This window comes from Flavobacterium hauense (assembly GCF_054457175.1).
Window position 1 is genome coordinate 150064 of record NZ_JBTKVX010000006.1, and the last position, 22253, is coordinate 172316.

Below are 22253 nucleotides of genomic sequence, written 5' to 3' on the forward strand. Positions count from 1 at the left end.
TCGTTTTGTTGGTTATATTTTCAGCAGGACAGCTTTTGCATTATCATTTCTTGCAATTTTTTCCCTGAATAATCGGTAGTTTTCATATTCAGCAGGCATATAGCTGCCTTCTTTAATAAGCAATGATCGCTTAAAAAGTATTTTACCCGGCTCAGGCACAGTATATTCCGCTTTGTATTCTCCAAACTTGTTGGTTATTACAATATTTTCAGGTTTGGCTTCCAAGATATATCCTGACGGAAGAAGAATCGTAACCTCATCTGTATCATAAAACCCTGTAGTAATCTCAAAAGGATTTTTCCTGCTGCGGTATCTTTGAGGAATATTATCATAAGCATTAAAAGCATTGATGGCAAACATCATCCTGTTACCACTTTTACTGCAATAGTTTTCGGATTCAATAATAAGGTCTTCTATAAATTCCTGTACGTCTTTCTTATTGTTAAGACTGGCTTTCTTTATCTTAAGATTATTAAGGTTAGCCATGTGCGATTTATAATATTTCTCACGCTCGGCTTGGGATTTGATTTCCAGAGTGTAAATATTGTCATATTGTATTCCCCTGGAAGCGATTACGACATTAGCCTCAAGATTTCCGCTTTCAGAAATTGTGTATGTTGCTTTTGTAGCCTGAGTATTTCCCAGTGCATCATAAACCCTGGTTTTTATAATTTCACTCTTACCCGGTTTTATGACCAGTGCCTGTCTGTCATCAGTAAAATCGCCCTGAAAGCCAAACGGCAAATCCTGACTGGTACATTCAAGCCACACCATTTTATTATCCTTATCAGGTATCGCGAGTATCATGTGATTACCTTGCATAGACACAAAATCTCCCTTAATATCCCTGTTGTCGGTATCACCATAAATTATAGTACAATATGACTCTACATCAACAGCTTTAAGCAATGCCCTCATATAGTTGCTCAATGCCTTACAATCGCCATAACCAAGCCTGTCAACATCTTTTGCCAACATTGGTTTCCAGCCCCCTATTCCCAGTTGGATGCTTATATATCTTGTTTTAGACTGCATATATTCATACAGTATCTTCGCTTTCTTTAAAGGGTCAGTTTCATTGCCGGCCATTCCACGCACTTTTGCTATAGTTTCAGGAGAAAGCTCATCAGTCCCCGTCAATAAAGAGTTATAGTACCATGAGCCAAAATTTTCCCAGGTGTCGGCTACACCTTCAACACCTTCAAGGTTAAATTTATCTAGTCCAAAAACTACATAAGGTGACGTTTTACGGTATGAAGGCGAATAATCTTCCCTCTTTGAAGCAGGAATATTCTCTGCCCTGAAGCTTATTTTACTGGCAGTAATATCTTTTACAATTGCAGTCCCTTCGAAATTGTATTCTTTATGCTTGAGTCCCAGCTCAGGTTTAGAAATTATGGATATCTCAGATTTTTGAGTACTTGTATAAGCACTTTCCTTGAAATACCATTGAGGTATGAATGCAGTATTAGATGTTTCAACTTCACTGGTATATAAAATTGTGAACGGATACTGTACCGGTGTGTAATCCAGATAAAGCAGCTTATTATCAGTCACACTATATCCTTGTGACACCGAAACTTCTTTAAAATCCTTACGCTTTATTTTTTTGATTTGCGTACCAATCTTGTCATATACCACAACTTCTATAGAACGTATATTTTCAGATTTACCAAAATACTCTTCAGCGTCAATGGCTTTTTGACCGCTTTCATTGAATACAGTAACAATTCTGGTCTTTTTTATAACCATCGATTTTCTCGAGGTTATTTCAATATCCATTTTATCAAGCCTTACAACGGCATCGGCATTTTCTTTAAGCGCTTCAGGAATTGAGGTAATAGCCAAATCTGTAGTCTCCTGTGCAAAAATAACAGATTGAAAAAGAAGTAACAGAGATAATAAAAATCTTAAAAACATGATTGGGTTGGTTTGCGCAAAAATAAGATTTTTTTAACACGAAAAAATCTATTCTTTATTTTTTGTGTCAACCACGATGGTTACTGGCCCATCGTTGATCAAAGCCACTTTCATATCGGCACCAAACTCACCGGTTTGTATTTTTTTACCTAAATCTTTCTCCATTTGCTTTACAAATGTTTCATAGAGGGGGATTGCAACTTCCGGCCTGGCAGCACGGATGTAGGAGGGACGATTCCCTTTTTTTGTTGCGGCATGCAGTGTAAACTGACTTACTATGATAATATCTCCTTTGACATCTTCAACAGAACGGTTCATCAGGCCTTCTTCGTCCCCAAAAATCCTGAGTTTCACGATTTTTGCAGAAAGCCAGTCAATATCTTCCTGTGTGTCGGCATCTTCTATACCTATAAGAACAAGCAGACCAGCTTTTATATCGGCAACTCTTTTTCCCTCTATCGTTACTGATGCCTCACTGACACGCTGAATTACTGCTCTCATTAATTCTCAGCATCTTTGTTTTTACCATCGCCATATACATCGGTACGGTAATGTTCGTCGTCACCTTCCAGCATTTTCAGGTAACTGTTATAACGTGACCACGAAATCTCGTCTTTTTCGAGTGCTTCTTTTACGGCACAGTGTGGCTCTTCTTTATGTAGGCAGTTGTTGAATTTACACTGGTCTTTCAGTGCAAAGAACTCAGGGAAATAATCGCCAATCTCTTCTTTTTCCATATCAACAATACCAAATCCACGGATACCCGGAGTATCTATGATCCTGGCTCCAAAATCAAGATCAAACATTTCGGCAAAAGTTGTTGTATGCTGTCCCTGGCTATGCTGTTCAGATATAGCTTTGGTCTTAAGGTTAAGACCCGGCTGGAGCGTATTGATAAGCGTCGATTTCCCAACACCCGAATGGCCTGAGAACATACTAACATTGTCTTTCATTTCAGCTTTCAGTTCGTCTATTCCTTTTTGCAGGGTTGAAGATACCCGAAGACATTTATAGCCAATACTACTGTATGTGTATTGCAGATACAATTGATCATCAAGCATCGTATCATCAAACGTATCAATTTTATTGAACATCAATATCGCTTCTATTCCGTAAGCCTCGGCAGTAACCAGAAAACGGTCAATAAAGCTTGTTGTAGTAGGCGGATTGTTTATCGTAACCAAAAGAAAAACCTTATCAATATTAGATGCAATGATATGCACCTGTTTCGATAAGTTTACCGATTTACGGATAATATAATTTTTACGCTCGTGTATTGTATGGATAAGTCCGGTAGTGGCATCAGATGTTTCATCAAGATCAAAGTCAACCACATCGCCTACGGCAACGGGATTCGTGCTCTTAATGCCTTTAATTCGGAATTTTCCTTTTATACGGCATTCGTAAAAGGTTCCATCTTCTGCTTTCACAGTGTACCAGCTTCCGGTAGATTTATAAACAACTCCTGTCATACCGCAAAGATAACTAATTATTATTGCTTTTATTTTCAGGCTTGCTTCCGGTTATTATTTTTTCCTGGTGCATGATACTCTCCTGGTGGATTGCCCTGAACAGGTCAAGTATGAACTCTTCACCCAGATTTTCAGGAAGCCCTTCCATTTTCATCCTTTCCAGTATCTGTTTCCAGCGCTGTGTTTGCAGTACGGCAACATTATTTTCTTTCTTAAGCTCTCCAATTTTATCAGCAATACGCATACGTTGCCCTAATACCTGTATCAGTTTCGAATCATATTCATCAATACGCAATCTTAACTTTTCAAGCTCTCCGTTAAAAACGCTGTCGTCATTGGTCTTTTCACGAACAATAAGGCTATCCAGTATTTCTTTAAGCCTTGCCGGGGTTACCTGCTGTGCGGCATCACTCCAGGCATTGTCAGGATCGTTATGGGTCTCGATCATAAGTCCGTCATAATTCAAGTTGAGTGCCTGTTGGGCTACCTCCTGTATCATGTCGCGACGCCCGGTTATATGCGACGGATCTCCAATAAGCGGTAAATCAGGGAAACGCTCATGAAGCTCAATGGCAAGCTGCCATTCGGGTATGTTACGGTATTTGGTTTTTTCGTAGGTAGAAAAACCTCTGTGTATAACCCCAAGCTTTTTGATTCCGGCATTATAAAGGCGTTCTACGCCTCCCAGCCAAAGGCTTAGATCCGGATTCACCGGGTTTTTTATGAGCACTATCTTATCAGTACCTTTAAGCGCGTCGGCTATTTCCTGCACAGCAAACGGATTTACTGTAGTACGCGCGCCTATCCATAAAACATCTATATCATGTTCCAAAGCCAACTTTACATGCGTAGCATTAGCCACCTCAACAGCCATTGGCAGTCCTGTTTCGGCTTTTGCTGCCTGCAGCCATTTCAGGCCAATGGCTCCAACACCTTCAAAACCTCCCGGACGTGTCCTCGGCTTCCAGATACCTGCACGGTAAATGCTCACATCTGAATTTTTAAGCTGGCGGGCAATATCCATTACCTGCTCCTGGGTTTCGGCACTACAAGGGCCTGCTATAATCAAAGGCTTAGACGATTTGAATTCGTCCAGCCATGTCCTTAACTCTTTATTGTTTTCCATTTTTTGAATTCTACTACAAAATTAATGTTTTCTTACTACTTTTGTTTCAAAATCAAAGGCTATGTCAATCGAGGTAAAGGATATTTCTAAGAGCTACGGCGAACAAAAAGCGCTGGATGCTGTTTCATTTTCTGTAAACAAAGGAGAGATCGTGGGTTTTCTTGGGCCAAACGGTGCGGGAAAGTCGACGCTTATGAAAATATTGACCACTTACCTTAGCGCTGATACAGGCAGTGCCCTCGTAAACGGGTCTAATGTTGCTACAGAAGAAAAAGCTGTACAAAAATCGGTAGGCTACCTGCCGGAGCACAATCCGCTGTACCTTGACCTTTATGTTAGAGAATATCTTGCCTTTAATGCCGATGTTTATAAAGTCAATAAATCACGTATCGAAGAAGTTATCCAGCTTACGGGACTTACACCGGAAGCTCATAAAAAAATAGGCGCACTTTCTAAAGGTTACCGCCAGCGTGTTGGGCTTGCCACTGCACTGCTTCACGATCCTGAAGTACTTATCCTTGATGAGCCTACTACAGGCCTTGATCCTAATCAGATATTAGAAATTCGTGACCTTATCAAAAACATAGGCAAGGACAAAACAGTTTTTCTTTCAACACACATCATGCAGGAAGTAGAAGCCATCTGTGACAGGGTTATTATCATTGACCACGGAAAGATCGTTACCGATAAAAACCTGAAAAACCTTGTGAAAGACCACAAAGAGGCTCAGGTTATCGAGGTAGAATTCGACAAGCCTGTAGAAGAAGTTATCATTCAAAGCCTTTCCGGTCTGACTGCTGCTAAAAACACCAAAGGCAATACATGGGAACTTACATTTACAGCTGATAATGACATGCGCCCTGTAGTATTCGATTTTGCACAGGCCAATAACCTGAAAACACTTCAGCTATCGCTTAAGAGCAAAAACCTTGAGACCGTGTTCAGGGAAATGACGAAGAAAAATTAATTTAACAAACCTTAATTAGCTCTTAGACTAGAATTAATTAAATTTGATTAGAAAAAAGGCTGAATCATGAATGCTGAATTAGAAATCCAAAATAAAAAAATAGAATTGATACAATGGTTATCCACCCTTGAAGATATTTCTATTATAAAAAAAATAGCAGACCTTAAAAAGAAAGAAAGCAAGGACTGGTGGAATTTAATTTCTGATGAAGAGAGATCATCAATAGAAAAAGGTATTATTGATGCTAACGCAGGCAAGTTAACACCTCATTCAAAAGCCAAAGACATCTATGGGAAATGGCTATAATGTTTTTTGGACAGATCATGCTTTATCAGAATTAAAAAAAACAATAGAATACCTTGAAGAACATTGGACAGAAAGTGACTTACGGAACTTTGCTTCTAAACTTGAAAACACATTACAATTAATATCAGTAAATCCTGATATTTTTCCTAATTCTGACACAAAAAACATTAAACGCGCCATTGTAGCAAAGCACAACACTTTATACTATCGTGTAAATAATAATTCAATAGAAATAATTTCATTATTTTCTCATCGCCAAAATCCACGTAAAAGAAAATTATAATAAAAAAAGCCCGTCAGCTACTGACGGGCTTTTTTGTAAACAACAAACAAACAATTATCTAAAATATCGCCGAGGCGATCGCTTTTACATTTTCTGCTTTACCCATAGAATAGTAGTGCAGTACAGGAATCCCGGCTTTTACCAGTTCCTTACTTTGCTCAATGCACCATTCAATCCCTATCTCTTTTACAGCATCGTTATCTTTTGCTTTTACTACTGACATAATCAGATCATCGGGCAAATCTACCTTAAAGCGGTGCGGAATCAGGTTTAGTTGCTTCTTGGTTGCTATTGGCTTTAATCCTGGGATAATAGGCACAGTAATTCCTTCTTTTCGGCATTTTGCCACAAAGTCAAAGAACTTCTGGTTATCAAAGAACATCTGGGTTACGATATACGTCGCACCATTCTTAATTTTTTGTTTCAGGAAATAGATGTCGCTGTCAAGGCTTGGCGCTTCCATGTGTTTTTCAGGATAACCCGCTACCCCAATACAGAAATTCGTCGCCGATGTATTCTGCAGATCAGCATCAAGGTAAATCCCTTTATTCAGCTCAGCTATCTGTGTTACCAGTTCCGATGCATATTGGTTACCTTCTTTTTCAGGTTTGAAATAAATCTCACTCTTCACCGCGTCACCTCTAAGGGCTACCACATTCTGGATTCCCAAAAAATCAAGATCAATAAGGAAGTTCTCGGTATCTTCTTTAGTAAAACCACCGCAAAGGATATGCGGAACAGCATCTACCTGGTACTTATTCTGTATCGCCGAACAGATACCTACTGTACCCGGACGTTTCTTTACAACCTTTTTTTCCAGCAGTCCGTTTGGCAATTCTTTATATTCATACTCTTCCCTGTGGTAAGTCACATCAATAAATGGGGGATTGAACTCCATCAACGGATCAATGCTGTCAAATATGGATTGTATGTTCTGCCCCTTTAGCGGAGGCAGTATCTCAAAAGAAAAAAGTGTTTTGCCATTGGCATTTTCTACGTGTTCCGTTACTTTCATTAGTCTGCAATATTGGGGTTAAGCCATTTTGTAGCTTCCTCTGTACTTATACTTCTTCGTTTGGCGTAATCTATCACCTGGTCTTCTTTTATTTTCCCAAGTCCAAAGTACTTACTCTTCGGATTGGCAAAATAATATCCCGATACCGATGACGCAGGCCACATGGCCAGGCTCTCGGTAAGCGATACGCCTATTTTATTATCTACATCCAGCAATTGCCAGATGGTTTTCTTTTCTAAATGGTCAGGACATGCAGGGTAACCCGGCGCCGGACGTATACCTTCGTACTGCTCTTTTATCAGTTCATCATTGCTCAATATCTCATCTGATGCATAGCCCCATGTTTCCTTACGTACCTTTAAGTGCAGATATTCAGCGAATGCCTCAGCCAGACGATCGGCAAGAGCCTTAACCATTATCGAGTTATAATCGTCGTGCTCCTTTTCAAACTCCGCTGCCTTTTCATCTACACCAAAACCGGTAGTTACACAAAACGCTCCCATATAATCGGTCTTTCCGGTATCTTTTGGTGCAATAAAATCCGAAAGTGCAATATTAGGTGCTCCTTTGGTCTTTTGCGATTGTTGCCTTAGCGTAAGAAACTTTACATTCGGTTTTCCTTCTGCATTGTACAGCTGAATATCGTCATCGTTTACCTGCTGTGCTGGGAAAACCCCGTAAATACCCTTAGCTGTGAACCAGTTTTCACCAATTATTTGTTTCAGCATCTTTTGCGCATCTGCAAATAATACTTTTGCCTGTTCGCCCACAACCTCATCGTTGAGAATTGCAGGATATTTTCCGTGCAGGTCCCATGTCTGGAAGAATGGCGTCCAGTCAATAAAATCTACCAGCTCCGACGGATGTGGCTCAATTATGGTTGTACCAATGAACTTAGGTGCAACCGGAGTAAAAGCATCCCAATCCAGTTGCAGCTTGTTGCGGCGTGCATCTTCAATACTCAGGAAATCCTTATCGCGAGAGCGGTTCAGATAACCTTCACGAAGCTTATCATACTCTTCTCGAAGGGATTTAGAATATTCTTTTTTAGTATTCGTATTCAATAAATTACCGGCTACTGTCACCGCACGCGAAGCATCATTTACATGTACTACCGTTTCGCGGTATTCAGGGGCGATCTTAACAGCAGTATGTGCACGCGAAGTCGTTGCCCCACCTATCATTATCGGTATGCTGATATTCAGCTTATCCATTTCTTTGGCCAGGTACACCATCTCGTCAAGCGAAGGGGTAATCAATCCGCTAAGGCCAATAATATCCACCTGTTCCTTAACAGCAGTCTCTATAATCCTTTCGGGTGGCACCATGACACCAAGATCTATTATCTCAAAATTGTTACAGCCTAAAACCACCGCAACAATGTTTTTACCAATATCATGAACGTCTCCTTTCACGGTTGCCATCAGCACTTTTCCGGCAGATGAGGCTTTACCTTTACCTTCTTCAATAAAAGGTAGCAAATAGGCTACCGCTTTTTTCATTACACGTGCCGATTTCACCACCTGCGGCAGAAACATCTTTCCGCTGCCAAAGAGGTCACCTACCACATTCATACCATTCATCAGGTTGATCTCGATAACCTGAATAGGCTTCTCTGCCAGTTGCCTGGCTTCTTCAACGTCAATTTCGATAAACTCATCGATCCCTTTTACAAGGGCATGAGTCAGCCTTTCCTGTACTGGAAGCGAACGCCATTCCTGAGCCTGTTTCTCATTTACCTTTACGTCGCCGGTTACATTTTCGGCAAATGCCAAAAGACGTTCGGTAGCATCGTCACGACGATCCAGCAATACATCTTCAATATGTTCCAAAAGGTCTTTTGGAATCTCATCATAGATCTCGAGCATCTCAGGGTTAACAATACCCATATCCATACCATGCGAAATAGCGTGGTACAAAAATGCCGAGTGCATCGCTTCCCTTACCTTATCATTACCACGAAAAGAGAACGACACATTGCTCACTCCCCCGCTCACATGGGCATACGGCAGGTTTTCACGAATCCATTTGGCAGCAAGGAAAAAGTCGAGCGCATTTTTACGGTGCTCTTCCATACCTGTTGCCACAGGAAATATATTCGGGTCAAAAATGATATCCTCAGGTGCAAAACCTACTTTATCGACCAGTACATCATACGAACGTTTACAAATCTCGATTCGCCTTTCATAAGTATCTGCCTGTCCTACCTCATCAAAAGCCATTACAATTACGGCAGCACCATAACGTCTTACCTTTCTGGCATGTTCAATAAACAAGTCCTCACCCTCTTTAAGGCTGATGGAGTTTACGATACTTTTACCCTGCGTAACTTTAAGCCCTGCCTCGATAATCTCCCATTTAGAGCTGTCAATCATAACAGGTACACGGGCAATATCCGGCTCAGAAGCAATAAGATTCAGGAAAGTGGTCATTGCATGCACTCCATCCAGCATCCCCTCATCCATGTTAATGTCGATGATCTGTGCACCGCCTTCTACCTGTGCACGGGCAATATCGAGCGCTTCCTCATATTTTTCTTCTTTAATGAGGCGCAGGAATTTTCGCGATCCCGTAACATTCGTACGTTCGCCAATATTTACAAAATTACTTTCGGGGGTAACAATAAGTGGCTCTAAACCCGACAGTTTAAGATATCTTTCAGTCACTTTCATTTATATAGCAATCTCACTTTTTCGGGGTTTATACTGAGCGGAAACTTCCGCAATCAATCTGATGTGTTCCGGCGTGGTGCCACAGCATCCGCCAATAATATTTATAAGGTTATCGTCAAGATATTCCTTGATAAGTACCTGCATTTCTTCAGCCGTCTGGTCATACTGTCCAAAAGCATTGGGCAATCCCGCATTGGGGTGCGCCGAAATGCTGAACGATGTATTATGAGCCAACCTTTTCAGGTAAGGCTTCAGCTGATCGGCACCCAGGGCACAGTTAAAGCCAATACTCAACAATGGCAAATGCGATATGGATATAAGGAAAGCCTCTACCGTCTGTCCCGAAAGCGTACGTCCCGAAGCATCGGTAATTGTACCGCTCACCATGATAGGAATCTCAATTCCCAACTCATCTTTCACCTCTTCAATGGCAAAAAGAGCTGCTTTGGCATTCAGGGTATCAAAAATGGTTTCTACCAATAACAGGTCGCAACCACCATCAATCAATGCCTTTACCTGTTCTTTATATGCAATCCGCAAATCATCAAAGGTTACGGCACGGAAACCCGGATCGTTTACATCGGGGCTCATACTGGCAGTACGGTTTGTCGGGCCTATTGAGCCTGCCACAAAACGCGGCTTATTCGGTTCTTTGGCGGTAAACTCATCGGCTACCTGACGGGCAATGCGTGCCGACTCATAATTGAGCTCATACACCAAATCTTCCATGTGATAATCGGCCATACCGATTGTAGTGCCTGAGAAAGTATTGGTTTCCACGATATCGGCGCCTGCCGCAAAATATTGGGCATGCACATCGCGAATGGCCTTAGGTTGCGTAAGCGACAGTAAATCATTATTACCCTTAAGCGGGTGTGGAAAAGCTGCGAAACGTTCGCCACGAAAATCTTCTTCCGAAAAATTATAGCGCTGCAACATAGTACCCATGGCTCCGTCGAGCACGAGTATCCTCTCATTTATGGCGTCTTGTATTTTTGACATAACAAAATAAAAATCTGGTCAGGGATTACCTAACGATTAAAAAGTATGTCATCAAAATTGGGAGTGGAAATATTGCCGGGAGCAATATTACTTGAGTTATCTATCCGCGCTGTAGCTTGGTAGAATTTAGCACCTTCTTTAAAGAATAAAGGGTTGCTAAGGCTTCATCGGGTCTATTCCCTCTGCCTTTCGTGATAACATATCAGTGTGTTAAAGAACAGTGCAAAGAAACAACATAAATTTGTGGTTTGCAAATTTTGTTTATCAGGATGATGATGTGGCACTTAATTCGTACACTTGTACCAAATGCGCACGCATACAGCCTGTGCAGATAATTATACACTACACAATGAAAAATTTCAAATCCCTTTTAAATCAATCACGTGCCGAAGACAGAAACCAATTCCATATAATTGTTATTGGAAATGACAGCGAAATAGAAAACACAGAAGAAGGCAAATGGCAGGACAGTAAAATACTGGATTACTGGAAGAGGGTTGAAAAATCAAATGCTGATGCCGGACAACTACAGCTTCATATTGGCAGGCAAAAACATGTAAATACAAAATCAGCCCGTATCACCTGGCATGTAAACGGCGTGAAACATGACAAGCAGGCGTTTAATGATAATGCTAACGGAATGACAACGGCTCTAAACATTGCTAAAGCAGTTGTAAAACTGCCTGCTGATAAAACACTTGAAGCAGTAGCCAATGAAAATGCTGCTTCTTTTTTAGCACCTTTGGATTATTTGCCTAGTAAAGCGAAGATTTTTGTTTTTAAAGTTGTTAATAATAAGAACTAAGTTGCCTATTACTAATGGACGCATCTCGCTTCAATCCCTTCCCTATCCTAACCACCGAAAGACTCATCCTTAGAAAAATATCAATGGATGATGATCAGGCCATATATCTGCAGCGTTCCAGCCCGATTGTAAACAAATACATTGCAAGGGCTCCAGTCACCGATATTGCCCAAGCACAGGCATGGATCGAACGCATAAACAATAATGTAGATACAGGACTGAGCATCAATTGGGCCATTACACTTAAAGATTCGGGTGCTTTTACCGGACACATCTGCCTTTGGAATTTCTCTGAAGATAGAACAATTGCCGAAACGGGTTATGAACTATCTCCCGCTTATCATGGCAAAGGCTATATGAGTGAGGCATTGCAATGCATTATGGAATATGGTTTCTCAGAACTCAAGCTAAAAACCATTACAGCCTACACCCATCGTGAAAACAATAATTCATTACACCTGCTTAAAAAGAATGGCTTCATCTGGAATGAAGGCGAAGTTGATGAGGGTTTTCCGCATAACGTAATCTATTCCATCTCAAAATAAAAAAGACAGGCCTTGCAAACCTGTCTTTTTAACAAACAAACCAACCTAACAGGCTACCTTATGCAACAGCCTTTGTTTTTTGGGCAATCGCCAGTATGGCTTCAAAAAGCTCATTGGCAGCTGCCTTATCGTTGCCTTTTGGCAGATCAATGAAATTATAATCGAGTCCACGGTTTATAGCGGTACGTGTTACCTCTTTTTCAAAATCAGGATGAAGGCCAATAACTGCTTCATTAATAGAAACCACGTTAAAGCCACTTTTTACCAATCCGGCATATTCCCTCACAAACTCGGCACTGCCGGTAGCATCTACCGCTACAAGATTATGCAGCTTATTATTCTGCACATAATCAACCACGTGATCCAGCTTAAAGGGCACGCCAAACTGTATAAAATTGGCCTCCCATGAGTATTTTGCACCTTCTTTTTCAAAGAAAGCCACTGTTGAGTTGGTAATCACAGGAAACCTCAGGTCTATCTGTTCATCCAGTACTAAATCTTTGCGGCTTTTTACCGCCTTATTGATGAGCGCACTCCCGGTCTTACCGATTCCGAAAAGCACTATGTTTATTCTTTGGGTCATGAGATTAAATTTTAAAAAAAGAAACGGCCTTTAGCCCATCTAAAGGCCGTGTTCTTAACAAACAAACAAAAAACAACTTATAACAAAACTTATGGTTCACATTCAGGTTAGCCTGAATTATATTGTAATTAATTATACGAATACTCCTTGAACAGCGTGACATCAACCGGGGTATTGTTCACCAGGTTGTCATAGACCGGGCTGCGTCGCTGCACTTCTTTCAGCCAGCCCTGCAGGGCTTCCAGTGTAGTGGCTGCGGCAGGCTTTAGCGTAATTTCAATGTTATTGAAACCCGGTCTGCTTTTACCATTAGTCTTGGGCTGGTTCAGGTTTCCGGTGATTTCGATCTGTAAAGATTTCAGGGTTATACCCTGTTCAGCAGCAACCTGCTGGCCAAGTGCGTTGATGCAGCCTGCAAAGCCTGCGAGTATATATTCGTAAGGGTTTGGCCCTTCTAATTCAGGATATTTAGCATTTTCGCTAATGCGAAGGTTGGCGTTTAATGTCTTTACGACAAACTGGCTGTTGTTACCGGAGTAACCTAAAACGTTGATGATATTTGCATTCATGGGTAAAAAAATTATGGTTGTTGAAAGATGATTAAAATAAAAAAGGCCCTTTTGGCTGGGAAAACCAAAAGGACCTGACACTTGAATTTGAAAACTAAGATTTATGTCATATTCTTTTGGCAACATCGTCGCATAATACACCATGTGCATGTATTAAACGTGCAGTAAAAATGGTTGAATATATGATTTGATGCTGTCATTGTATTTTTTAAAAATGTTGAAATAAAAAAGCCCCTGCGGTTGTGCAGGGGCTTCGATGTTATATAATTTTAAAATCTAAAATTAGTCAACAGCTACCCCTGCGGAACAATTCCACATGCAGAAGTACGTATGACAAATAATTGATTTCATTTTTTATTCAGTTTTGATTTCACAAACTTCGACACAATTTTTCACGTGACCAAACAAAATTTTAAATTTAACAGATAACGTTTTCGCCGGCAGTATATTAAATATTATATATTTAAACTTTTCAGATCGGCTATAAATTTTAACATTTCATCTGTTTCGGGCTTCTCACTTCATGTTACTCCAACAACATAATACCTTAAAAATTAAATCCGGAATCTGTTTTTTTTATTTCAATAAGGTTTTATACCTTTGTCCCATAAAAATTGAGAGGAAAGATTTGACTGATTGCGACCTCATTAAAAAATGCTAAAGCAGGAATCCCCTCCTTTTAGCTCCACCGCAATCTCTTTACTCTACTAAAATTATAGAGAATACTATGGCTTATTTATTTACGTCAGAATCAGTGAGCGAAGGGCATCCTGATAAAATTGCTGACCAGATTTCAGATGCGCTAATTGACAACTTCTTAGCTTTCGACCCCGAGTCTAAAGTTGCCTGCGAAACTCTTGTTACTACAGGACAGGTTATCCTTGCAGGTGAAGTAAAATCTAAAATATATCTTGATGTACAGCAGATAGCACGCGATGTTATCCGTAAAATTGGCTATACAAAGAGCGAATATATGTTTGAAGCAAACTCTTGTGGCGTGCTTAGTGCTATCCACGAGCAGTCACAGGACATCAACCAGGGTGTAGACAGAGCCAGCAAAGAAGAGCAGGGCGCCGGCGACCAGGGTATGATGTTTGGCTATGCTACAAACGAAACCGAAGACTTTATGCCTTTGGCACTTAACCTGTCACATAAACTGCTTCAGGAGCTTGCTGAGCTACGTCGCGAAAACAAAGAAATTGATTACCTGCGCCCGGATGCTAAAAGCCAGGTTACGCTAGAGTATGACAACAACAATAAGCCTGTGCGTATTGATGCTATCGTTATCTCTACTCAGCACGATGACTTTGCTGAAGAGCCTGCCATGCTTGCCAAAATCAAGAAGGATATTATCGAGATACTTATACCAAGGGTAATCAAAAACAACCCAGCCTATGCGCATCTTTTCAATGATAAGATCGAGTACCACATAAACCCTACAGGTAAATTTGTTATCGGTGGGCCTCACGGTGATACCGGACTTACAGGAAGAAAGATCATTGTAGATACTTACGGTGGTAAGGGAGCTCACGGTGGTGGTGCTTTCTCAGGAAAAGACCCGAGTAAAGTAGACCGCAGTGCTGCCTATGCTACACGTCACATCGCTAAAAACCTTGTTGCTGCAGGTGTGGCAGATGAAATACTTGTACAGGTATCTTATGCTATCGGTGTTGCAAAACCAATGGGTATTTACATCAATACTTACGGAACATCTAAGCTAAACCTTGCTGATGGCGAGATCGCTAAAAAAGTAGAGGAGCTATTCGATATGCGTCCTTACTTTATTGAGCAGCGCCTGAAGCTTAGAAATCCTATTTACAGCGAAACTGCTGCCTACGGACACATGGGCCGCAAGCCAGAAACTGTTACCAAAACCTTCAGGTCGCCAAGCGGTGATGTAAAAGAAGTAACAGTAGAGCTGTTTACATGGGAAAAACTTGACTATGTAGAAAAAGTAAAAGCTGCTTTCGGAATCTAATCTGTTATGCTATTAAATACAAAAGACCCCACAATGTGGGGTCTTTCTTTTTATATGCCTAAACTATTCGAAGACACTTTTAAATGCCGCGCTTAGTTTCCCTTTAATTTCCATCGGAATTTCGATTTTAGAGAAAACAAGTTCTGACTTTCCTTCAGAGGTTGTTATTGAAAACACTTTTGAAAGCGTTTTGCCTCTGAAAAAATCTAAATTATCAACTCTTATTTGAAACGCAAGTGAGTTAAAACTTGCTTTCTTAGACTGTAAGTCTGTTACCATGATTGTATATTTAGTCATAAATATAGCGTTTATCTATCGATAAACCTATTTAATATAAAATATACTTATTACAGCTGTTAGGAATAAAAATATTCCAGGCTGGCATAAAGTATGGCAAATGTAACAAGTCCGGCCATAAGCATCAGGCATATGTAGTATCCTGGCCGTATTAGCCTTTGCTTAAAATGATCCAGGATTATGTACGCTAAAGAAATAAACATCATAACTGCTGCAGCGCAAAAAACAGCCGCAGTTATATTGCTGTACTCTGCATCGCCTATTTTCCATACTGTAGCCAATAGGCCTATGGTAATTATTAGTGGTACACTCTTAATAAACTTATCCATAACCTGCCTAAATTATTACATTCGGCATCAGAAAGCGTGTTCTGAAAGCCGCGCATCCAAAAACGGACAAATCCAAAAGTAAAAATTAAGCCAGGAATTTATCTTACATATTAAGATATATAGACCAAATACAAAAAAAGCTGTCAACTGACAGCTTTTTGATAAGATTATACTTATAAATTGTATTTGATAGTAAGCAATAAATACCTCGGCTGGACTCTGTAACGGGATGTTCGTGTAGATATCTGACTAAAGCTATCATCATTTAAAGAAGTGGTATTTAACAAGTTAGTACCGCCAACTTTAAATTCCCAATGGCTATCTTTTTGGCGGTACATTACATCAGCACTCAAAAAATCATACTCATTATCAGATGTTTTCGTATCGTTGTAATAATGGGTATATTCATAGTTTGCAGTAACCGTAAACGCATCCCAGAAGAAATAATCAAGATTTACAAAAGGACTGTGATTATAAAATTTATTGTCGGCATAATCATTCAGGGTCAATGAATATCCTAATTCCAGATTTGGCCATTCCTTATAATTTGTGCCTACGCTTGTTGTGTAGCTTTGTGAAACCTGTTCACTTACCTGTCTTATCGAATTAGCAATTGTTACATCTCCCCCATTGGCCGGATCGTACCTGAAGTTGTTAAATTTATTCCATGAAACGCTTGCATTGAACGCTGCTTTATAGAAACGTGCAAAACTCCTGTTATAGCCGGCGTAAGCTGTTAATGATTCATCTGCATAATGTGAGTTTTCAACAGTACTTATCTGGTTTATACCGTTAAAGGCAGAAAGGCTTTTTATGGCATCCATCCTGTGAGTGTATGATATATTACCATAAATCTGCGTAAAGTTGAACATATTGTATTTAAAATAGTTCAGCTTATGATTCTGATACAGTCCGTTCTTCAGATCACGGTTTCCCTGAAACAATGATTTATAGCTGTTCAGCACCAGTCCTTTGGCAAAATCAGATACATCTGTAAAATCAGTTGTCATGGTATACTCATAAACAAGCCTCTCTGATTTTTTAATCTGGAACTGAGCAAACACATCGGGTAATACCCTGAAAAAATTATTATCAACCCTTGAGCCTAACTGCTCATTATACATAGAATAGCTATGCACACTCACTCCCGGATTAAACTCAAACTTACCCGTTAAAAATCTGTAATGCACTGCCAGGAAAGCATCGTTGAAGACATACTTTACATTGTTTGTCGTGCCTGCTCCCAAATCGTTTTTTGTATTATCATCCAAAAGTTGGAACAGTGACGAGTTAAAGCCCTGAAAAGAATAGGTATTACCCAGTGTAAGGTTGATATTGCTTTTTGGCGTAAGCGTATAATAATAGTCGAGTTTTGCATCGGCTTTATTCGTTTTTATGTAACGGTTCTGAGTCAGATCGTAACGACTTGCCGGCTCAAGCACAAGTCCCGAAGATGCTCCTCCTGCGCCTGAAGGAAACGGGTTATTTCCCAGGTTTACATTGTAAAGAGGATCTTCCTCCTGATACAAATGCTGCGCCTCAAAAGCAAAAATATTCTTATCGTTCAACGTATAGTAAAAATTCGCATTCTGGCTGAACGAAAATGGTTTTTGCTTCTTTTCCGTGTAAATTGCCTGATTTTGTTCTGTTTCCGGCATAACAGAAGAAAGTAATCCCGTATTTTCGTCCTGATCTGATATTTTCGCAAAACCATCATAATCAAACTGGAAGTTTTTACCCGGCTTATAACTCGAACTCAGTTTTGCCATGGCATAATCTGTTTTTTGCTCCGTAGTTTCGTAGGTTTCCTGAATAGTTTGCGCCTCTCCGGTAATGGGATCAAGAAGAGTATTACGCGTCAGTGTTTCCATTTCAGTCTTATTGGAATTGATGATTGCAAAACCACTAAGCGTCCAGGCTTTTGTTGGATTATAACTGAAATTGGCTGCTCCAAATTTAGTTTCAATCTCTTTTGCCCTGTTATTACGCATTATAGACATCCCTAAATCATTTGAACCTACATTAAAGTTTGTCCCGCCTTTTTTCATCATATTACGGAATCCACCGCTAAATTTAAAGTAATCCTGCATGGTCAGCGGAAGTTCTCCGGTATTGTTCAGGTTTCCTATAAAATTAAAACTAAACTTAGGATTGTAGTAAAACAGCTTGGGGTTAACGATATAACGATCTCCATCGCCAATGCTCGCGCCCGCACTTAAATCACCAAACCAAAAATTCTTTTTGCCTTCTTTCAGCTTAATGTTCATTGCCACATTATCCTGGCTGTTCTCTACGCCCGAAAGTTGGCTCACTTCGTTATAATTACGTAAAACCTCAACTTTACTAACAGCATCTGCAGGAATATTTTGCACACCCAGTTTGGTATCGCCATCAAAGAAATCCTTACCTTCTACCATCAGTTTAGAAACAGCTTTACCCTCTACAGTTACCCCACCGTCTTTATCAACAATAACGCCCGGCAATTTCTTGAGTACATCTCCCAGTTTTCGCTCGCTGCCGTTGGTAAAAGAGTCCGAATTGTAAACAATCGTATCACCTTTAATGGTCACAGGCATTTCGTGAACGATCTCAACACCAGCCAGTTCTATACCCTGTTTCAGCACGATATTTTTAACCATGTTTTCATTACCGGTCGTTACCGTAAGCTCAAATGGTGCAAAACCTATATAGCTGGCTTTTATGATGTAAGTGGCATTCGCCGATAGCGACAACTGGTATCTCCCCGCATCATCAGTTATCCCATAAGAATCCATACTATTGGTAGCTTTGTTTACAGCCATAACATTAGCCATTTCAAGCGCAATCCCTGTAGAATCCTTTACGGTTCCCTGCATACGAATATTCTGCGCAAATGCCGAACCTGCAAACAGCAGTAGCATTGCAACAAGTAATTTGTTCATTTAATGATGTGTTTTGGTTAGTGTTTTGGACATGGCTACGCCCATCCAAAATGAAAAATATCAATAACAACAAAAGTTAGATTACCCTCCAATCCTTATTGTAGCGCCACCTTTGCCCCCACGCGGACCATACATCTCCTGCATTTCCTTCATTTTTTTCATCATGATCTCGGCATATTCAGCTTGGGTTACTTTCTGACCCTTTGTTAGGGGTTTTATCTCCGCTTTGTCTTTAGGATTTATAACCACTTTAGAGCAAAGTATGGTAGTTGTACCGTCTGTCACTTCCAGGATAAGTCCCGGAAGTCCGTAGTAATTTTCAGGCCCCTGGCTAACCGGCACTTCAGGGGTATACCATGCGGTAATGGTTTTATCCTTTGGCATCTCGATCATATCCATAAAGTTGGTCGATTTCATTTCTTCCTCGCTTTTCTTCTTAACCTCTTCTTCAGCACCTTTTTTAGGACGATAATTCATCAGGTTCGATTTATCCGTAGGTACTACAGCGGTCGCTTTATAACAGGTATAATTACCAATCTTTTTTGTTTCGGTTTCCATTTTCCATTTTATCTGCGCAAGCGTATCGGTAACGAGGAACTCCTTTCCGAAGATATCTTTCTCCTGGAGTATCGTTTTATCTTTGATATTCTTGTACTGTTTTCCACCGCCGCCCATCATCGAGCCCATCATTTTAAAACCCCTGCTCATCTCATCGCCGGCATCAAGCTTTTCTTCTTCGGCATAGATCGATGCAGTTTTGTCAAAATTCAGAACAAATGTCTTTTCAAACATTGCTTTCATCCTGTCTTCGATCATCTTCTGCATCTCCGGCGTGATTTCTTTACTATCTAACTTTGGCATTTTATCACCAAGGCTGGTTTTAGACTCATAAACTGCCATTCCCTGAAAATTCTGGGCCTGTATTGTAAGTGTTGAGATTACTGCTATAAAAAAGGAAAATGTTATTTTTTTCATGATATGATATGTCTTTAAGAGTAAGACTATTTCGACGCCCTTTTGTTACCGCAAATTGTAGTATTTTTTTAAAGTTATTAGCCTCCCATAATCATGATGGTTCCGCCATCTCCCATCTGCTCCAGCTCTTTGGCTTTTTCTTCCTCTATTTTAATGTATTCAGCACGCGTTACCTTTTTCCCTTTCTTAGGAGCTTTTATCACTTTCCTTTCTTTTGGGCTCAACACCAGTTTAGAACACAACAATGATGTCATTCCATCGTTCACTTCCAGAATTAGCCCCGGTAATCCCCAATAACCGGCCGGCCCGTTCCCAACAGGAATTTCAGGAGCATACCATGCGGTTATCTTCTGCTCGTCCTTAGAACCTGTAAGGAAAACCGTTTTGTCATTATCTTTCATTTCAGGTTCTGCCGTATTTTTTCTTATAGCGATTGCTTTATAACAGGTATAGCTGCCTATTTTCTTTGTTTCCTTTTCCAGTTTCCAGTCAAAATTCTCAAGATTGTCAACTATCAGGAATTCTTTATCAAAAAGTATGGTTTCAATTACCGTTTTCTTTTCCTTAATGTTTTTGTATTCAATCCCACCGCTTTCTCCAACGCTGACAGTTACAGCTGTGATCTGATCTTTTGGATTGATTTTCACTTCCTGTTCATATACCGATGTGGTTTTATCAAAATTCAGCGTATAGCTACTATGCAGAGCTCCTGCCAATGCTTCCTGCAGAAGTTTGTCCATCTCGGGATCCGCATCTGCAACCTCCAGCCCTGCTTCACCTTTAGGAAGGGTGATTTGTGATTCATAAATGGCAAGGCCTCTGAATTCCTGCGCCAGGGCTCCTACGACTGCACATAGTAGCAGTGCCGATGTTAATAGTACTTTGTTCATACTTTAGTTTTTTAAATTATTTAACAGGGCTAAAGTAGCAGTATGATTCAGCAATAGCTGTTATCGAGTTTTATTTAATGTTAACGAATGTTAACGCGATAAACAATTGCCATTTTAGCTAATTTTTGTACATTTCGACTAATGAAAAAAATAGCTGTTATCTTCTTTCTGCTTTTAGCAATAACCATGAATGCCCAGGATACAGGCAGTATACCTGTAAGACTTCTATCCAATGCAAAATCCGTAAAACAGCAATTTGTTGGCATGGATGGCTTTGGATGGGAATACATTATTGTTGACAATGAATTACAAAAACAGAAAGAAGGAAAAACTTTTAAGTACCGAAGCGTGTCTCTGGGCGAAATATACAGGGCCGACATCCAGAATCCGTTACAGATAGTACTGTTTTACAAGAAGTTTAACAGTGTAATATTACTTGACAACCAGTTAAACGAAACATCGCGAATTAACTTCTCCGACCTGCCCCAGCCCCTCATTGCCGAAGCCGCAGGCCTGGCCTCACAAAACAAACTCTGGCTCTATGACATGACCACCCAGCAGCTGGGGCTGTATGATTTAGCACAGGGAAATTTTAAAACAATCACCCCGCCATTCAGCGGCAGCATAAAATATTACCAGAACGATTACAATTATTTTTATTGGATTGATAGCGCCCACAAGTGTTTTATGGTAAATATCTTTGGCAAGGTAGGCACACTTGGTTCTGTACCCGACTATGATAAAGTGCAGATACTGTCAACCAACGAGCTTATACTGCAAAAAGACAGCAACCTGTATTTCTACAACCTTGAAAAACAAACCCAAACGCCAATTGCAATAGCCGAAAAAAGCTTCCGTAATTTTCATTACGCAGCCCAAATTTTAACTATTTTTACAGACTCTGAAATCAACACATATAAAATAACATTACCCAAATAATGCATATAGCCGTAGCAGGAAACATAGGTGCCGGAAAAACAACCCTTACAGGTTTGTTATCCAAACATTTTAAATGGGAACCTCATTATGAAGACGTAGTAGATAACCCTTATCTTGACGATTTTTACCACCAGATGGAACGTTGGTCGTTCAACCTTCAGGTATATTTCCTTAACACCCGATTCAGCCAGGTGATGCAGATTCGTCAAAGCGGAAAGAATACTATACAAGACAGGACCATTTATGAAGATTCTCATATTTTCGCACCGAATCTTCATGCCATGGGTCTGATGGCAAACCGTGACTATAATAACTATAAGGCACTGTTTGACATGATGGAAAGCTTTGTAGGCCCACCGGACCTGCTTATCTACCTGCGCAGTTCTATCCCTAATCTGGTAAAACAGATCCATAAGAGGGGACGTGATTACGAGAATACTATTTCTATCGAATACCTTAGCCGACTGAATGAACGCTATGAAGCATGGATTCAGAATTACGATAAAGGTAAGCTCCTTATCATCGATGTGGACAAAAATAATTTTGTAGACAGTCCTGAAGACCTTGGAGAAATAATCAATAAGATCAATGCCGAACTGAACGGATTATTTTTATAAAAATACAATTCACGAATTTCACTTACGCTTTTATTGTACAGA

22 protein-coding genes and 1 riboswitch are annotated in these 22253 nt (G+C 40.2%); of the genes, 8 read left to right on the forward strand and 14 right to left on the reverse strand.

Features of this window, described 5'->3' with window-relative positions; genetic code table 11:
- Positions 1–12: 12 nt before the first annotated feature.
- From ACX0HA_RS05935 to ACX0HA_RS05950, 4 genes are read right to left on the reverse strand one after another with little or no spacing between them, the layout of a single operon-like run.
- Complete coding sequence (locus ACX0HA_RS05935) at positions 13–1920, reverse strand: DUF3857 domain-containing protein (RefSeq protein ID WP_458844352.1); 1908 nt, start codon at positions 1918–1920, stop codon at positions 13–15.
- A 48-nt stretch (positions 1921–1968) separates the two neighbouring features.
- Positions 1969–2421, reverse strand: a complete 453-nt coding sequence (gene dtd / locus ACX0HA_RS05940) for a D-aminoacyl-tRNA deacylase (protein ID WP_458844353.1) — start codon at positions 2419–2421, stop codon at positions 1969–1971.
- On the reverse strand, positions 2421–3392 hold the full coding sequence (rsgA, locus tag ACX0HA_RS05945) for a ribosome small subunit-dependent GTPase A (protein WP_458844354.1): 972 nt from the start codon (positions 3390–3392) through the stop codon (positions 2421–2423). The genes dtd and rsgA overlap by 1 nt, the downstream gene beginning before the upstream one ends.
- Positions 3393–3405: 13 nt before the next feature.
- Positions 3406–4518, reverse strand: coding sequence for a chorismate mutase (locus tag ACX0HA_RS05950; RefSeq protein ID WP_458844355.1), 1113 nt, complete (start codon positions 4516–4518; stop codon positions 3406–3408).
- A gap of 61 nt (positions 4519–4579) precedes the next feature.
- Between ACX0HA_RS05950 and gldA the strand changes: the two genes are divergently transcribed.
- The 3 genes from gldA to ACX0HA_RS05965 all read left to right on the forward strand — a co-directional run bounded on the left by gldA (position 4580) and on the right by ACX0HA_RS05965 (position 6074).
- The gene (gldA, locus tag ACX0HA_RS05955) at positions 4580–5485 is read left to right on the forward strand and encodes a gliding motility-associated ABC transporter ATP-binding subunit GldA (protein ID WP_458844356.1); all 906 of its coding nucleotides are present in this window, start codon (positions 4580–4582) and stop codon (positions 5483–5485) included.
- A gap of 66 nt (positions 5486–5551) precedes the next feature.
- Entirely contained in the window at positions 5552–5791 is a 240-nt protein-coding gene (locus ACX0HA_RS05960; protein WP_458844357.1) for a hypothetical protein, read from the forward strand.
- A complete protein-coding gene (locus tag ACX0HA_RS05965) occupies positions 5775–6074 on the forward strand; it encodes a type II toxin-antitoxin system RelE/ParE family toxin (RefSeq protein WP_458844358.1) in 300 nt (99 codons plus the stop codon). The genes ACX0HA_RS05960 and ACX0HA_RS05965 overlap by 17 nt, the downstream gene beginning before the upstream one ends.
- A gap of 58 nt (positions 6075–6132) precedes the next feature.
- On the opposite strand, the gene metF is transcribed toward ACX0HA_RS05965, so the two are convergent.
- The 3 genes from metF to ACX0HA_RS05980 are packed head-to-tail and all read right to left on the reverse strand — an operon-like array spanning position 6133 to position 10763.
- Positions 6133–7089 carry a methylenetetrahydrofolate reductase [NAD(P)H] gene (gene metF / locus ACX0HA_RS05970; RefSeq protein ID WP_458844359.1) on the reverse strand — a complete coding sequence of 319 codons (957 nt, stop codon included), beginning with the start codon at positions 7087–7089 and terminating at the stop codon, positions 6133–6135.
- Positions 7089–9761 (reverse strand): methionine synthase, encoded by a 2673-nt coding sequence (gene metH / locus ACX0HA_RS05975; RefSeq protein WP_458844360.1) that lies wholly within the window; start codon positions 9759–9761, stop codon positions 7089–7091. Before metH ends, metF begins: the two co-directional genes overlap by 1 nt.
- Positions 9762–10763 carry a homocysteine S-methyltransferase family protein gene (locus ACX0HA_RS05980; RefSeq protein ID WP_458844361.1) on the reverse strand — a complete coding sequence of 334 codons (1002 nt, stop codon included), beginning with the start codon at positions 10761–10763 and terminating at the stop codon, positions 9762–9764.
- 93 nt (positions 10764–10856) lie between these two features.
- Positions 10857–10964: riboswitch (SAM riboswitch) on the reverse strand.
- Between the two features lie 148 nt (positions 10965–11112).
- On the opposite strand from ACX0HA_RS05980, the gene ACX0HA_RS05985 reads away from it, so the two are divergent.
- A complete protein-coding gene (locus ACX0HA_RS05985) occupies positions 11113–11568 on the forward strand; it encodes a DUF6367 family protein (protein WP_458844362.1) in 456 nt (151 codons plus the stop codon).
- A gap of 14 nt (positions 11569–11582) precedes the next feature.
- Positions 11583–12113, forward strand: coding sequence for a GNAT family N-acetyltransferase (locus ACX0HA_RS05990; RefSeq protein WP_458844363.1), 531 nt, complete (start codon positions 11583–11585; stop codon positions 12111–12113).
- 58 nt (positions 12114–12171) lie between these two features.
- On the opposite strand, the gene ACX0HA_RS05995 is transcribed toward ACX0HA_RS05990, so the two are convergent.
- The gene (locus tag ACX0HA_RS05995) at positions 12172–12696 is read right to left on the reverse strand and encodes a hypothetical protein (protein ID WP_458844364.1); all 525 of its coding nucleotides are present in this window, start codon (positions 12694–12696) and stop codon (positions 12172–12174) included.
- Positions 12697–12824: 128 nt separating this feature from the next.
- A complete protein-coding gene (locus tag ACX0HA_RS06000; protein ID WP_458844365.1) occupies positions 12825–13265 on the reverse strand; it encodes an OsmC family protein in 441 nt (146 codons plus the stop codon).
- Between the two features lie 727 nt (positions 13266–13992).
- On the opposite strand from ACX0HA_RS06000, the gene metK reads away from it, so the two are divergent.
- Complete coding sequence (gene metK / locus ACX0HA_RS06005; RefSeq protein ID WP_458844366.1) at positions 13993–15243, forward strand: methionine adenosyltransferase; 1251 nt, start codon at positions 13993–13995, stop codon at positions 15241–15243.
- Between the two features lie 63 nt (positions 15244–15306).
- Here metK and ACX0HA_RS06010 read toward each other — a convergent pair whose 3' ends face one another.
- The 5 genes from ACX0HA_RS06010 to ACX0HA_RS06030 all read right to left on the reverse strand — a co-directional run bounded on the left by ACX0HA_RS06010 (position 15307) and on the right by ACX0HA_RS06030 (position 20655).
- Entirely contained in the window at positions 15307–15522 is a 216-nt protein-coding gene (locus tag ACX0HA_RS06010) for a hypothetical protein (protein WP_458844367.1), read from the reverse strand.
- Positions 15523–15599: 77 nt separating this feature from the next.
- Positions 15600–15869 (reverse strand): hypothetical protein, encoded by a 270-nt coding sequence (locus tag ACX0HA_RS06015; RefSeq protein ID WP_458844368.1) that lies wholly within the window; start codon positions 15867–15869, stop codon positions 15600–15602.
- Between the two features lie 173 nt (positions 15870–16042).
- Positions 16043–18790, reverse strand: coding sequence for a carboxypeptidase regulatory-like domain-containing protein (locus ACX0HA_RS06020; RefSeq protein ID WP_458844369.1), 2748 nt, complete (start codon positions 18788–18790; stop codon positions 16043–16045).
- Between the two features lie 81 nt (positions 18791–18871).
- Entirely contained in the window at positions 18872–19765 is an 894-nt protein-coding gene (locus tag ACX0HA_RS06025) for a GLPGLI family protein (protein WP_458844370.1), read from the reverse strand.
- A gap of 77 nt (positions 19766–19842) precedes the next feature.
- On the reverse strand, positions 19843–20655 hold the full coding sequence (locus tag ACX0HA_RS06030; protein WP_458844371.1) for a GLPGLI family protein: 813 nt from the start codon (positions 20653–20655) through the stop codon (positions 19843–19845).
- 141 nt (positions 20656–20796) lie between these two features.
- Between ACX0HA_RS06030 and ACX0HA_RS06035 the strand changes: the two genes are divergently transcribed.
- Both ACX0HA_RS06035 and ACX0HA_RS06040 read left to right on the forward strand, forming a co-directional pair.
- Positions 20797–21594, forward strand: coding sequence for a hypothetical protein (locus ACX0HA_RS06035; RefSeq protein ID WP_458844372.1), 798 nt, complete (start codon positions 20797–20799; stop codon positions 21592–21594).
- Positions 21594–22211, forward strand: a complete 618-nt coding sequence (locus tag ACX0HA_RS06040) for a deoxynucleoside kinase (RefSeq protein ID WP_458844373.1) — start codon at positions 21594–21596, stop codon at positions 22209–22211. The genes ACX0HA_RS06035 and ACX0HA_RS06040 overlap by 1 nt, the downstream gene beginning before the upstream one ends.
- Positions 22212–22253 lie beyond the last annotated feature (42 nt).